The organism is Arthrobacter sp., assembly GCF_031179385.1.
Taxonomy (GTDB): domain Bacteria; phylum Actinomycetota; class Actinomycetes; order Actinomycetales; family Micrococcaceae; genus Arthrobacter_D.
In genome coordinates, this window is record NZ_JAPSHV010000079.1 from 1 (window position 1) to 13,348 (window position 13,348).

Annotated in this window: 16 protein-coding genes; 9 read left to right on the top strand and 7 right to left on the bottom strand. The window is 63.4% G+C overall.

The annotated features are described in order from the left end of the window. On the top strand, positions 1–1,113 hold a 1,113-nt coding region (locus tag RIF85_RS11145; protein WP_375164841.1), incomplete at its 5' end, for an amylo-alpha-1,6-glucosidase. Here RIF85_RS11145 and RIF85_RS11150 read toward each other — a convergent pair. From RIF85_RS11150 to RIF85_RS11160, 3 genes are all read right to left on the bottom strand, one after another. After that, the gene (locus RIF85_RS11150; RefSeq protein WP_309071975.1) at positions 1,110–1,508 is read right to left on the bottom strand and encodes a hypothetical protein; all 399 of its coding nucleotides are present in this window, start codon (positions 1,506–1,508) and stop codon (positions 1,110–1,112) included. The genes RIF85_RS11145 and RIF85_RS11150 overlap by 4 nt on opposite strands. Positions 1,509–1,529: 21 nt before the next feature. Continuing rightward, positions 1,530–1,904, bottom strand: coding sequence for a hypothetical protein (locus RIF85_RS11155; RefSeq protein WP_309071976.1), 375 nt, complete (start codon positions 1,902–1,904; stop codon positions 1,530–1,532). Between the two features lie 89 nt (positions 1,905–1,993). Beyond that, entirely contained in the window at positions 1,994–2,809 is an 816-nt protein-coding gene (locus tag RIF85_RS11160; protein ID WP_309071977.1) for a type II CAAX prenyl endopeptidase Rce1 family protein, read from the bottom strand. 52 nt (positions 2,810–2,861) lie between these two features. Between RIF85_RS11160 and RIF85_RS11165 the strand changes: the two genes are divergently transcribed. The 8 genes from RIF85_RS11165 (at position 2,862) to RIF85_RS11200 (ending at position 10,194) form a co-directional block, all read left to right on the top strand. Continuing rightward, complete coding sequence (locus RIF85_RS11165) at positions 2,862–4,175, top strand: DUF2252 domain-containing protein (RefSeq protein WP_309071978.1); 1,314 nt, start codon at positions 2,862–2,864, stop codon at positions 4,173–4,175. A gap of 184 nt (positions 4,176–4,359) precedes the next feature. Further along, positions 4,360–5,316 carry a siderophore ABC transporter substrate-binding protein gene (locus RIF85_RS11170; protein WP_309071979.1) on the top strand — a complete coding sequence of 319 codons (957 nt, stop codon included), beginning with the start codon at positions 4,360–4,362 and terminating at the stop codon, positions 5,314–5,316. A gap of 49 nt (positions 5,317–5,365) precedes the next feature. Next, on the top strand, positions 5,366–6,385 hold the full coding sequence (locus RIF85_RS11175; RefSeq protein ID WP_309071980.1) for an ABC transporter permease: 1,020 nt from the start codon (positions 5,366–5,368) through the stop codon (positions 6,383–6,385). Continuing rightward, complete coding sequence (locus tag RIF85_RS11180) at positions 6,375–7,382, top strand: iron chelate uptake ABC transporter family permease subunit (RefSeq protein WP_309071981.1); 1,008 nt, start codon at positions 6,375–6,377, stop codon at positions 7,380–7,382. The genes RIF85_RS11175 and RIF85_RS11180 overlap by 11 nt, the downstream gene beginning before the upstream one ends. After that, positions 7,379–8,137 carry an ABC transporter ATP-binding protein gene (locus RIF85_RS11185; protein WP_309071982.1) on the top strand — a complete coding sequence of 253 codons (759 nt, stop codon included), beginning with the start codon at positions 7,379–7,381 and terminating at the stop codon, positions 8,135–8,137. Before RIF85_RS11180 ends, RIF85_RS11185 begins: the two co-directional genes overlap by 4 nt. A 66-nt stretch (positions 8,138–8,203) precedes the next feature. Then, the gene (locus tag RIF85_RS11190) at positions 8,204–9,598 is read left to right on the top strand and encodes an NAD(P)/FAD-dependent oxidoreductase (protein WP_309071983.1); all 1,395 of its coding nucleotides are present in this window, start codon (positions 8,204–8,206) and stop codon (positions 9,596–9,598) included. A 102-nt stretch (positions 9,599–9,700) separates the two neighbouring features. Next, on the top strand, positions 9,701–9,958 hold the full coding sequence (locus RIF85_RS11195; RefSeq protein ID WP_309071984.1) for a hypothetical protein: 258 nt from the start codon (positions 9,701–9,703) through the stop codon (positions 9,956–9,958). Between the two features lie 2 nt (positions 9,959–9,960). Continuing rightward, positions 9,961–10,194, top strand: coding sequence for a DUF6480 family protein (locus RIF85_RS11200; protein ID WP_309071985.1), 234 nt, complete (start codon positions 9,961–9,963; stop codon positions 10,192–10,194). Between the two features lie 89 nt (positions 10,195–10,283). Here the strand turns inward: RIF85_RS11200 and RIF85_RS11205 are convergent, their stop codons facing one another. The 4 genes from RIF85_RS11205 to RIF85_RS11220 all read right to left on the bottom strand — a co-directional run bounded on the left by RIF85_RS11205 (position 10,284) and on the right by RIF85_RS11220 (position 13,335). Beyond that, a complete protein-coding gene (locus RIF85_RS11205; protein WP_309071986.1) occupies positions 10,284–10,589 on the bottom strand; it encodes a PRC-barrel domain-containing protein in 306 nt (101 codons plus the stop codon). A gap of 93 nt (positions 10,590–10,682) precedes the next feature. After that, positions 10,683–11,741 (bottom strand): iron-siderophore ABC transporter substrate-binding protein, encoded by a 1,059-nt coding sequence (locus RIF85_RS11210; protein WP_309071987.1) that lies wholly within the window; start codon positions 11,739–11,741, stop codon positions 10,683–10,685. 111 nt (positions 11,742–11,852) lie between these two features. Continuing rightward, a complete protein-coding gene (locus tag RIF85_RS11215) occupies positions 11,853–12,281 on the bottom strand; it encodes a ChaB family protein (RefSeq protein WP_309071988.1) in 429 nt (142 codons plus the stop codon). Positions 12,282–12,348: 67 nt separating this feature from the next. Beyond that, the gene (locus RIF85_RS11220; protein ID WP_309071989.1) at positions 12,349–13,335 is read right to left on the bottom strand and encodes an alpha-L-glutamate ligase; all 987 of its coding nucleotides are present in this window, start codon (positions 13,333–13,335) and stop codon (positions 12,349–12,351) included. Positions 13,336–13,348: the final 13 nt, after the last annotated feature.

Here is a 13,348-nt window from a genome sequence, read left to right on the forward strand (position 1 = left end):
CCCTGGTTCTTCACGATGTTCGGACGGGATTCACTCATCTCCGCACGCCTGCTCCTGCCCATCGACACCTCCCTGGCGGGAAGCACGCTCCGCGCTCTGGCCGCGCGGCAGGGCGGCTCAATCGACCCCGAAACTGCTGAGCAACCGGGGAAGATCCTGCACGAGGTGCGCCGGGGCACCCTGTCCTTCACCGAGGGCGGCGCCGGCGTTTCACTTCCGCCCGTCTACTTCGGCACGATCGACGCCACTCCCCTGTGGATCTGCCTGCTCCACGACGCCTGGCGGGCGGGTCTGCCTGAGAGTCAGGTCGAGGCCTTGCTGGACCAGTTGGAAGCGGCGCTGTCGTGGCTACGCGACCACGGTGATTCCGACGGCGACGGGTTCCTCGAGTACCAGGACGAGAGCGGTCACGGGCTCGCGAATCAGGGCTGGAAAGACTCCGGTGATTCCATCCGGTGGCATGATGGTTCGCTCGCTGACGGGCCGATTGCGCTCGCAGAAGTCCAGGGCTATGCGTACGAGGCAGCGCTCGGAGGCGCCGCCCTGCTCGATGCGTTCGGCCGTCCGGGGGGAAATTCGTGGCGGCGCTACGCAGCCGAGCTGAAGGATCGGTTCCGACGTGCCTTCTGGTGCAGCGACGAACTGGGTCCCTATCCTGCCATTGCACTGGATTCGTCCAAGCGCGCAGTGGACGGCGTCACCAGCAACATGGGGCATCTTCTGGGCACAGGCATTCTCAGCGATGACGAGGCACGAACAATTGCGGGCCGATTGATGGACGCCACCATGTTTTCGGGCTACGGCATCCGCACAGTGTCCACCACCAACGGGGGCTTTTGGCCAACCCGGTATCACGCGGGTTCGGTGTGGACCCATGACACAGGGATGATCATCAGCGGGTTGCTCAAGGATGGATTCACCAGCGAAGCGTCAGCCCTGGCAGGGGGGCTCCTCCGGGCCGCTGAAGGCTTTGACTGGCGCTTACCGGAGCTGTTCTCGGGCCATCCGGCACACGAGGTGTGGCCGCCTATTCCCTACCCCGCGTCGTGCCGGCCGCAGGCGTGGGCTGCCGCGACCTCAGTGCCCATCGCGCAGGCGCTCGGCGCGCTCTAGCCGGCCTGCTCGTCGGTCCGGTCCTGCGCGTCCGCCTGATCCTGCGTGAGCCAGGCAATCGCCGCCGCTTCATCGGTGAAGAACTCGCTCAGGGTCGCGGCGCGGTAGTTGAAGGCGGTCATAACCCGGGCAACTTCATCCTTGCCGAGGGCCGCTGTCCGGCTGGAGCAGGTCTCCTCCAGCAGGAGCTGCCGGGCTTCAGCGCTGATTCCGTTGACGCGATCAATGTGCACCAGCAGCGGGCGCTGTCCCGACGGCGACATCGCCTCCACTGCAGCAATACTCGACTGCACGTCGCCCAGCTCCATGACGATCCCCGCGTTCCAACACAAACGGAGGAAATCGCCCTCGTCCGTCAGTTCGAAACGTGGCGCATTCTCGGATGAATATTCCATTGTTCGGTGCTTCCCCCAGCTTTACGGTTCAGAAGTACTGCGTCCCGGCGTCAACAGCCAATCAAGTGCCGCGTGCGGCTCCGGGAAGTAGCGTGTGGGGTAACTCGGACGATGAACATCGTTGAAAAAGGTAGCGATCACCCGGTCCACCGCCGAAGGTCCGACCAGCGCCAGTGCGCTGACGTTGAGCCGTCCGGCGAATGCCGACAGGGCTGAAGCGTCGAGCGAGACCATCGCATTGAGGATCACCAGCATCGGTTCGCACAGCCTCGGGTTCACTTCTTCCAGCGCCCGGATGAGGTCCAGCGCATCCTGCTCTGTGACAGTCACGCCCTCGTTCCACTCCACACGTACATAGCCGTCCTGCGGAGTGAGGACAAAACGGTACCCAGACATGCTTCCGTTCATCACTCCTCCCGCAGTCGGCTGCCGAAGCCAAATGTATCCCACCTCACGTCCGCTGCGTCAGGGTGGCCGGGGCGCTGCTAATAGAGGAAGATCGCGAACCATTCCCGGTTATGGGCGTGCAGCAGCACCAGGAAGAGCACGAAATCGAACAGGAGGTGCACGCTCACGATGTAGCTCAGCGACTTGGTCTTGGAAAAGATCCAGGCCTGGACCAGCGCGAATGGATAGATCAGAACCGGCCCCCAGGCGTGGAAACCCAGCTCCCACAGGAACGAGGTGAACAGGACCGCCTGGAGGAGATTCGCCTGCCAGTCCGGTAAGTGGCGGCGCAGCAGGGTGAACGCGGTGCAGATGAAGAAGAGTTCGTCCCAGATGCCAAGGACGTTCGTGCCCAGGAACAGCCGCGCGATGGTTCCCGGATCCGAGGCCGCCGGCCAGTTCTCGTAGACCCCGGTGGGGATCATGTACACCGGCAGGAGCAGGTACCCGATGACGACGACGGCAACCAGATACCAGCGCTCCGTCCGGTTCCACTTCTGGCCGGTGAGTACCGGAAAGCGGATGGCATGATCCTTGAAGACGAACCGGGACAGCAGGTACGGCACGGCCACAGCGAGAATCATGGCGGTACCCATGATTGCCATATGGCTGAAGCTGATGTCCGTCGTGATGGGCACCGCGCTGATGATGACCAGCCCTATGGCCAGCAGCAACAGGTCCCGAAAAAGCGCCTTGCCTGAGAAGTAGGCGGTTGTGAGTGCAACGGCCACGACCAGGTAGCCGATCAGTCGCTGCTCCATCGCAAAAACGAGGAGCCCGGACACTGAAATCAGGGCTGCGGACAGGACCGGTAGAACCCGGGGGCGCGCGTCAAGACTCGCCGTAGTGGTCATGTGTCGAGCTTACGCCCTGCCCGTTGTCAGGGCCCGCCCCTAGACTGACGCAATGGTAGACAACAAGGCTCGCGAGTCGCTCATTGCCGACACACTCGTCGAGGCATTCAAACCGCTGATGGAGGCGGATCCGCACGGCTTCCGGACGAAGTTCCGCAAGATGGCCGCCGATCCCTTCGCCTTCTACCGCGGCAGCGCGTGTCTGTTCTATGCCGATATGCGGGAGACAGAGGACAGGTGGGCGGACGACAACACCAGCAGGGTGTGGATTCACGGCGACCTCCACGCGGAGAACTTTGGCACCTACATGAGCGCCACCGGCCATCTCACGTTCGATATCAACGATTTCGATGAGGCCTACCTCGGCCACTTCTCCTGGGACCTCCGCCGGTTCACAACGTCACTCGCCCTGATGTGCTGGCAGAAGGCACTCCCCGAGGAGGCAGTACGCTCGCTGGCACGCACCTATCTGTCCTCGTACCTCGACCAGGTCGATCATTACGACGACGTCGGCCAGGACGACTTCGCGCTTCACCTGGGCAATACGTCCGGCACCATTCACGGCGTACTGCTGGCAGCCCGGGCCTCGCGCCGCACCGATCTGCTGGACTCGATGACGTACGTCGAAGACCATGAACGCCATTTCCAGAACAATCCCAAGACACGGCAGTTGGATAAAGCCGAACATGACATGGTGGCAGCGGCATTCGAGCAGTACCTTGGCACCATTCCCGAGGGCAAGAAGTCAGGACGTGAGGTCTTCTACAACGTCAAGGACATCGTCGGAAGTACCGGCTTCGGCATCGGCAGTGCGGGTCTTCCCGCCTACAACGTACTCATCGAGGGGTACAACGAGGCCCTCGAGAATGACATCATCATCTCGATGAAGCAGGGCAACGTTGCCGCGCCGAGCCGGATCGTCACCGATGAGCGGGTCCGTTCGTACTTCGAACATGACGGGCACCGCACCGTCATCAGCCAGCGTGCGCTTCAGGTGCACACCGATGAGTTCCTCGGCTACACGACGGTGGACGGGGTCGGCTTCGTGGTGGACGAACTCTCCCCGTACAAGGCTGACCTACGGTGGGACATGCTGACGGAACCGAACGAGATCGAACCGGTCCTCGTGGATCTCGGTCGGGCAACTGCCAAAGTGCACTGCGCGTCTGACGAGGACAGCGACCAGGACCTGGTGGCCTTCCAGACCGAGCGCGCCATCACGCAGGTCATCAAGGGGCGCCGGGAGGAGTTCATTGAGGACCTCATCGAATTCTCGCTGGACTACGCAGGCAAAGTCCGTAGCGACCATTCGCTTTTTGTCGATGCCTTCCGCGAGAACAGGATCGCCGGCGTCCCCTCCACTTGAGATCGAGGCTTGAGATCGAGACCTAAGCCGAGGCATGAAATCGAGGCGTGGCACAAACCGCACAACAGCACAAGGTGATGTAGTTCACGTCGGCAGAATTTGGTCGGCTAATTAGGTAAGACATACCTTACTTAATGCCGGGCCGGCCGGTTTCCCATCCCGTCTCACCCTTGGAGTCCCGCACGTGAAAAATCCCGGAAAGCCCGGCGCCATCGCCGCCCTGGCAGCGTCAGTCCTAGCTCTTAGCGCCTGTGGCGGATCTGCCGACGCCGGCAGCGAGCAGGCTGCTGACGCAGCATCCGCCACGGTCACAGTGGAGCATGCGCAGGGCGAAACGGAGGTACCCGTCAACCCGGAAAACGTCTACACCTTCGACCTTGGCGTGCTGGACAGCATGGACAGCCTGGGCATCACGCCGGGCGGCGTCCCGCAGGCGACCTTCCCGGAAGCGCTCGCTGAATACGCTTCGGATGACTACACGAAGATCGGATCCATGAAGGAACCTGACTTCGAGGCCATCGCGGCAGGGGGCCCGGACCTCATCATCATCTCGGGACGCACCGCCGGCTCCTACGAGGAACTGAGCCGGATTGCACCCACCATCGACCTGAGCATCGACCAGGCCGCGCCGATCGACAGCTTCAAGGAAGTGAGCACCACGCTCGGCGCCATCTTCCAGAAGGAGGACCAGGTAGCTGAGCGCCTGTCCGCCATCGATTCCTCCATCTCGGACGTACATGCCGCCGCAGAAGGAGCAGGAACCGGCTTGATTGTCCTGACCAGCGGCGGGGAACTCACTGCCTACGGCGCCGGTTCCCGGTTCGGTCTGATCCATGACGTCCTGGGGGTTGAGCCCGCCACAGAGGTGAAGGCGGACGGTTCCCACGGCGAGTCGATCTCCTTCGAGTTCATTGCCGAAACCAACCCGGATCATCTGTTCGTGATTGACCGTGACTCTGCGGTCGGCGAGTCCGGAGACGCAGCCTCCGCCGTGCTGGACAACGAACTGGTCAACGGCACCACCGCCGGCACCGAAGACCAGATCACCTACCTCGACGCCGCCAGCTGGTACCTCGTCGGGTACGGGCTCAACAACGTCGATGCCATGGTCAGCTCGATCAGCGACGCGCTGACCAGCTGATTCCTCCGCCGGCCGTCCCATCCGGACGGCCGGCAGCAAGGCTCCCTCCGTGATCACAGCACCCTCACCTACACAGGCCACGACGACGGCACGCCGCCGCTTCCCAGCGTTGGGTGCGCTGGGTGCAGCCCTCGCCGTCGTCGTTCTTTCTGTTGTCAGCCTGTTCATCGGTGTCAGCGACGTTTCGCCGGCAACGCTGCTCTCCGACTCGGATGACGGTGCCGCCGGGCGAATCCTGCTGATCAGCCGTATTCCCCGGACCCTCGCCATCCTCCTGACCGGGACGGCCCTCGGAGTGGCCGGGCTCATCATGCAGCTGATGGCGCGCAACAAGTTCGTGGAGCCCTCGACGGTAGGTACCGTGGAGTCGGCGATGCTCGGCATCCTCGTAGTGACAGTGTTGCTCCCCGCCGCCCCGCTGTTGGCGAAGATGGGGGTGGCCGCGGTCTTCGCCGTCGCCGGGACCGCCCTCTTCCTGCTTGTACTGCGGCGCGTGCCCCTGCGCAATACCCTGATCGTTCCGCTGGTTGGCATCATGCTCGGCGGCATCATCGGCGCCGTCACCACCTTCTTCGCCTACCGGTTCGATCTCCTCCAGAGCCTCAACAGTTGGATGGTCGGTGACTTCTCCGGTGTCATAGCCGGCCGGTATGAGTTCCTCTGGCTGGTCGCAGCCCTCACCGTGGTGGGCTACCTCGCAGCCGACCGGTTCACCGTCGCCGGGATGGGAAGCGAGTTCACCACCAACCTGGGCCTGAACTACCGGGCCGTGATGACCCTGGGACTCGTAATCGTCTCCCTGATCAGCGCCGTCGTCGTTGTTACGGTGGGCGCGTTGCCGTTCCTCGGCCTCCTGGTGCCGAATCTCGTCTCGCTGCTGATCGGCGACAACGTGCGCCGATCAGTGCCCTGGGTGGCCCTGACCGGAGCCGGGCTGGTGCTGCTCTGCGACATCGTCGGCCGGCTGATCCGCTTTCCCTACGAGATCCCCGTCGGTACCGTCCTGTCCGTCGTCGGAGCCGCCGGCTTCCTCTACCTCCTGCTGAGGAGCCGCCGCCGTGCCGCCTAACCCGTTTCCTTCCGCGCTGACCGTACGACGACGGCTGCCCACCAGGAGCGTGGGTCCCCGCACCTGGATCCTGGTGCTGGGACTCCTGACGGCGGGACTGGTGGTCGTCTTCATGACAATCGGCCTGTCCGGCAATCTGTCCTACGTGCTGCCATTGCGAGCCAACAAGGTAGCCGCCATGCTGCTGGTGGCCTACGCCGTCGGAATTTCGACCGTGCTCTTCCAGACGGTCACCGGCAACAGGATCCTCACGCCGTCGATCATGGGCTTCGACGCGCTGTACATCCTCCTGCAGACCTTTCTGGCCTTTACCATTGGCACGCAGGCTCTCCTCACCATGGGGGCAGGCACGCGCTTCGTCCTGGAAGTCCTGCTGATGGTCGGATTCTCCTGGCTGCTCTACCGGTGGCTTTTCATCGGCGGCGGGAAGTCCCTGCACCTCGTCCTGCTGGTCGGCATCATCTTCGGCACCCTGTTCCGGGGAATGTCCTCCCTGCTGCAGCGGCTGATCGATCCCAGCGAATTCGTGGTGCTCCAGGACCTGTTCTTCGCCAGCTTCACCAACGTGGACCCGTCCCTGCTGGGCGTTTCCACACTGGCCATCCTTGCCGCCAGCGCCGTGGGGTGGCGGATACGAAACCAGTTCGACGTGCTTGCCCTCGGCCGGGAAACCGCCCTCAGCCTCGGCGTGGACCACAAGCGCACGGTCACCCGGGTGCTGCTTATCTGCTCGGTGCTCGTGGCTGTGTCCACCGCACTGGTTGGCCCCATAACCTTCTTCGGCCTGCTCGTGGCCTCACTGGCGTACCAGCTTTCCGCGGTCTTCCGGCACAAGTACGTCCTGGCGCTTGCCGTGCTGCTCGGCGCCATCGCGCTGATCGGTGGGCAACTGGTCCTCGAGCGGGTCTTCGGGTTCGACACGGCCCTGAGCATCGTCATTGAGTTCGTCGGCGGAATCGTCTTCATTGCCCTGCTCCTGAAAGGTTCGATCAAATGATCCAACTGTCCGGCGTAACCAAGGCGTACGGCGCCGAGACCGTCGTCGACTCCGTCACGGCCACGATCCGCCAGGGCGGCATCACCTCGATCATCGGCCCCAACGGAGCCGGGAAGTCCACCCTCCTGTCGATGATGAGCAGGCTGCTTCCCCTGGACAGCGGCTCGGTGGTGATTGAAGGCATGGACGTCAGCACGACGGCGAGCAACACTCTCGCACGAAAGATGGCCATCCTGCGGCAGGACAACCAGCTCACCGTCCGGCTCACGGTGCGCGACCTGGTGGGATTCGGGCGGTTCCCCCACAACCAGGGCAGGCCGACTGCTCAGGACCGCATTCACATCGATCGCGCCCTGGACTACCTGGACCTCGGCACGATGGCCCACCGTTTCGTGGACGAGCTCTCCGGCGGGCAGCGGCAACGGGCATTCATCGCCATGGTGCTGGCCCAGGACACAGATTACATTTTCCTTGACGAGCCGTTGAACAACCTCGACATGAAGCACTCCGTCGACCTGATGCGTCTGCTGCGCCGCACCGCTGAGGATCTCGGCAAGACGGTGGTGCTGGTCATCCATGACATCAACTTCGCCTCCTGCTACTCGGACGCCATCATCGCGATGCGGGATGGGGCGGTGGTGCACCACGGCACTCCCGCCGAACTCATGCATACGCACCTGCTCCGCGAGGTGTACGACATCGATATCCGCGTGGAGGAAATCGACGGCAACCGGATCGGCGTCTATTTCGCCTGAGCGCTTGGCGCCCTGGCACAGCCCTACCCTGACACAACGTCCGTCCGATGGGGCAGGATGGGAACCATGCGAGCCCCCATGGACTTCGATGTACTGGTGATCGGCGCGGGGCCGGCGGGTATGGCCGCCGCAACCCGCTCAGCGGAGCTGGGAGCGCGCACCGGCGTCGTCGAACGTGCCCGGCTGGGTGGCACCTGCGTGAATTCGGGGTGTGTCCCCACGCGGGTGCTCGCAAAGACTGCGCGGCTGTATCGGGAAGTGCGCACGGCCCGCGAGTACGGGATCGTGGTGCACGAACCCGCGGTTGACTGGCCTCAACTTGTCCGGCGGGTGCGTTCCACGGTTGACCGCGTTCTGGAGGCCAAAGGGTACGACGAAACCATGCGGCGCCTGAAGATCACGCTGCTGGAGGGCGAGGCATCCTTCACAGGCCCGCGGGAGCTCCTGATTGACGGCCGTACGGTGACCGCGGCCTCGATCATCCTGTGCGTCGGCGGAAGTGCACGGCGGCTTCCCATCCCGGGCGCAGAACATGCCGTGCTTCCCCACGAAGTGCTGGACCTTCCGCAGCTTCCCAGCGCCGTCGCCATCATCGGTGGAGGCCACACCGGCGCCCAGCTTGCGACAATCTTCGACGCGTTGGGGTCACGGGTGACCCTCCTCGATGTAGCCCCACGCATCCTCACGACGGAGGACGACGACGTCTCCACCGCCGTCACCGACGGCTTCCGTTCGCGAGGGGTAAGCGTGGAGGTCGGCATCAGCGGCGTGGACGGGATTGACCAGCACGACGACGGCCTTGAGCTTCGCTGGCGGGGAACCGACGGTGCTCAAACTGCCCGCGTTGGAGCCGTTGTCATGGCTGCCGGGTGGCCGGCGAATGTCGAGGGTCTCGGGCTGGATGCCGCCGGCGTCGCCACCGAGCGGAACGCCATTCCCGTGGATGACTATCTGCGCTCCAATGTCCCGCACATCTTTGTTGCCGGTGATGCCAACGGAACATCCATGCTGGTTCAGGCGGCAGTGTTTGAGGGGGAAACAGCCGCGGAGAACGCTGTCCTTGGCGCACACCGCACCACGCCGCACCATCTGTTGCCTGAAGGCGGTTTTACCGACCCGGACTATGCCGGGGTAGGTCTTACCGAAGCCCAGGCGAAGGAACGCGACCCGGAGTGCGCCGTCGTCGTGGTCCCATACGGCGCGGCGGAGCGTCCCATCATTGATGACCGGGAGCAGGGTTTCCTGAAGCTGGTCACCGACCGGCACCGGGAATTGATCCTCGGCGCGCACGCGGTCGGTGAGAATGCGGTCGAGGTCATCCAGGCCGTTGCCACCGCGATGGGAGCCGGCACCGACGTTGCCACGCTCGCCCGTGTGAAGTTTGCCTACCCCACCTACAGCGCGATCATCGGCCACGCTGCACGCGCAGCGGTGCGGGGAGCAGGGAAAGACTCCTGGTGATCGGACTGCTACTGTGGGACGAGGATCACTACAAAGCTTGCTTATTACCGGGCGCCCGCGGCACGAAGCCCGGTCCCCGTAGGAGAGCAGTGAGGAGTAGCCATGGGCAGCGCAGAGAAGAAGTTTTCAGTTACCGAGGAATCAGACAGCAAGCACCCGCATGACTGGGGTCGGGCAATGGCCGTAGCGATCAGCCGCCTCGTCGATCTGGCACACGAAGCGGGGGACGTCGTCGAAAACGAGAACCTCTATGGTGAGGACCTCCACCTCTTCGTCGCCGAGACGGAGCACGGCGCAAATATCACGATGTCATGGACGCCTCGGGCGTCGAAGTCCGCCGAACCGGCTGAGCAGGAGTAGATATGAGCGCGCCAAATCCCGATCCGGATCAGGACAAGGTTACGGGGCTGGAACCCGGCGGCGGCGTCCCCCCGGGTGAGACACCTCCCGGCGAGGCCAGTACGGCCGGACCTCAGGGCCACGAGGAAGGGGCGCCGGGCAAGGCCGCGTCGCGAATCTGGCTGGTACTGATCGGCATCTTCGTGCTGCTGGGCCTGCTGTACTTCGTCGGGTACATCGTCGGGCTTTTCACCTAGGCCACCAGGGACACAGTAAAGCGGCCGTGACCCGTGGGGGACGGCCGCTTTACTGTGTGCGCTCACAGTCTGCCCAATCGGGCGTGCGCTTAGTTGCGGTAGTAGTCGCGGAGAGTTGCTTCCTGGTCGGCTGAGAGGCCTTCCTCCACAGTGAAATCCGGCGCGTCCTTGATGGTGTCTTTCGATACCGCAACGTAGAGGTTGTCACCGTCCAACCGGGACCCTGCGAGCGGAACGAAGTTTTCCCTCGTATTCAGCAGCCCGAGCCCCACCGTGATCCAGGCGGGTTGGCGAGTTGCACCGTCAAGGTGCACCTGCGTGACGTTTCCGAGCTTCTCCCCGTTGACGTCCCATGCCGTGGCGGCCTGCAGTTGTTCCAGTTCCAGGTTCTCCATGATGCCTCCGAGCGTCGATAACAAGTGCCCTTACCATTCCAGTGCATCACGCCACCAAAGGCAACGGCGACGCCCGTCGATCTCCCCGGCTGGTTACGCTGCGTCGACCTTTTCGGCCGCCTCGTTCAGCATGGGGAGCCACTTGTCCAGCGCCCAGACCAGGGAGAGCGGGCTGGCTGCGGAGATTGAGAGCGTCAGGGTGTTGTCGGCGTCGGCAACGAGGGCTCCGGACTTGACGGCGGGAATCTGGCTCAGGAGCGGATCTTCACCGATGGCTTCTTTGGTGGCGTCGTCCGGCACCCAGGTGACGAATACATCAGACTCGAGTTCATCGGCGCGCTCAGCGGACCAGGGGAAGAAGAATTCCTCGCCCTTGGTGTTCTCGGTGACAACGTCAGCAAGCTCCATGCCGATCTGGGTGAGGAAGCGCGGCCGGTTGTCGCTTGCCGTGTAGACGTTCACGCCCTCGGCGTTGGCGGGCTCGAGGTTGCCGAAGATGAAGGACTTTCCTTCGATCGCCGGGTACTCAGCGGCGGCTTCGGCGATCTTGTCCTCGGTATCAGCGACAAGCTGCTCCGCCTCTGCGGTCAGGCCGAGCGCCTCACCGACCAGCGCGGTGGATTCCTGCCAGGCAGTACCGTAGGCCACCTCGGGGTAGGCCACCACCGGCGCGATCTCGCTGAGGGTGTTGTACTCCTCCTCGGTGAGGCCGGAATAAGCAGCGAGGATAACGTCCGGGTTGGTTGCAGCAATCTCGTCGAAGGCTATCCCGTCAGCCTCGGAGTACTGGGCCGGCGCGTTGTCTGAACCGATGGCGGCCCCCAGCTCCTCAAGCTTCGCGTCCTTCCACGGCGTGGATCCCTGCTCGTTTCCACCGTACTCATCCAGCGGCATACCCACGGGCACTACGCCGAGCGCGAGCGCAACATCGGCGTTGACCCAGGAGACGGTCGCGACGCGCTCGGGCTTCTCCGCGAGAACAGTCTCACCGAAAGCGTGCTCGATGGTGACGGGGAACGCCTCCGTGGAGCCGGCTTCGTTCGCACCGGCTGCTTCCGAACCGCCTCCGGCCGGACCCGTAGAACAAGCTGAGAGGGACAGAACCGCAACCGCTGCCGCGGCGACAAGTCCGCGCAGGCGTGTGGGGGCCATGGGGGCTCCTTGACTTTCGTGACGGCGATGAACGGACCGTCGGGATGGATACGAAAGTAAGGCTAACCTATGCTCTTAACCATTACGAAATGTTTGTGTTGCGTAATACGTTCAGCTCCCGGATTCACGGGCTTTACGGCTCTCCCTGTCGTTCGCTTTCTGGATTGCGTCCACCAGTTCCTGCTTATTCATGGTGGATCGGCCGGGAACATCCAGCTTCTTGGCGACGTCGTACAGGTGCTCCTTGCTGGCGTTCGCATCCACGCCGCCCGCAGTCGGCTTGCCGCTTCCCCGTCCGCCTTTCGCCTGGTCGTCGGACGGACCTTTATGGTCCTTCTGCTCCCAGTGGTCGCCCACCTTCTCATGCGTGTGTTTCAGAGCGCTGTAGGCGGTCCGGTGTGCGCGCTCACCGTCCCCGTACTGTTCCTCAGCGGAATCGAGGGTCTTCGCGAACGTTTCCTGCGCCTTTTTGTCCGAGCGCTGCAGGGTGCTTGGCAGGTCGTCGGTCTTGACCTTCCCGGACTTCGTTACCTTCGGCATCGCCTCTGCTCCTTCCGTGTGGGGTAGGGCTTCCATTTTCGAGGCTACCGCTGCAGCTGCAGCGCCGCTACACGTACGACGGCGCCGGGTTCGCTGCAACAGCCCCGAGATATTTCGCGAGCGCGCCCGGCGCGGAACGTGGCGCTTCGGCTTCCACCAGAGCGTTGTAGTTCGTGTTCGTGTTGACGTCATACGTGAGTACGCGCCCATCAACTGACTCCATGAACTCGATCCCGCACACCTCGATGCTGTTCCGCCGGGCGAAGTCCAGGTACTTCGCGATGATCGGGTGGTCGAAACCGCGGCGCAGGCTGAACAGCTGCTGACCTTCCTCGGGTTCGATCGTGGCACCGGGAGGCATGATCGGCTTGCCGGTGTTCGGATCGATGGCGCAGGAATCCGCCGGGCAGAGTTGGAAGCCGCCGCGCGCGGTGTCCGCCTGGATCGCGTAAATGAACTCGCCGCCGACGATTTCCACGCGCGTGATGATCGGCTCGGCTGCCTGAATGAACTCCTGGATGAGCGTGATGCCGTCCTGCGGTTCCTCGAACTCGTCCGAGCTCACGTAGTCGGCCAGTTCGTTGTGACTTTCGAACTTGCGGACGCCGAGACCCTTACCGCCCTGATTGTGCTTGGTGATGAACGGGGTGGGGAAATTCTTTGCTGCTTCGAGAATGTGCTCCCGCCCGACGGCGGCAACCGTACGGGGTGTGTCGATGCCGGCCGCCTTCAACGCAGTCAGTTGGTCCACCTTGCTCATCTCAAGCTCAAGGACTCGCCGCCCGTTGATTGTCCGGCGGCCATGAGCCTCCAGCCAGGACAGGACCGAACGGGCGTAGTCCTTGGAGAGTCCGTGTTCCCGGGTGTGTGCCGACGCGCTGATCCTGGACCAGAAGATACCTTCCGGCGGGGTCGAATCCAGGTCGAGGACCCCATCGGTCAGGAGCCACTCCTCGAACTCCAGGCCCTCCTGCTCAAATGCCCGGGCAAAGGGCGGAAACCATTCCGGATTCTCGTGCAGGGCATAGATCTTTGTGGTTTCCGAAGTAGTCATGTTGGGTGCAACC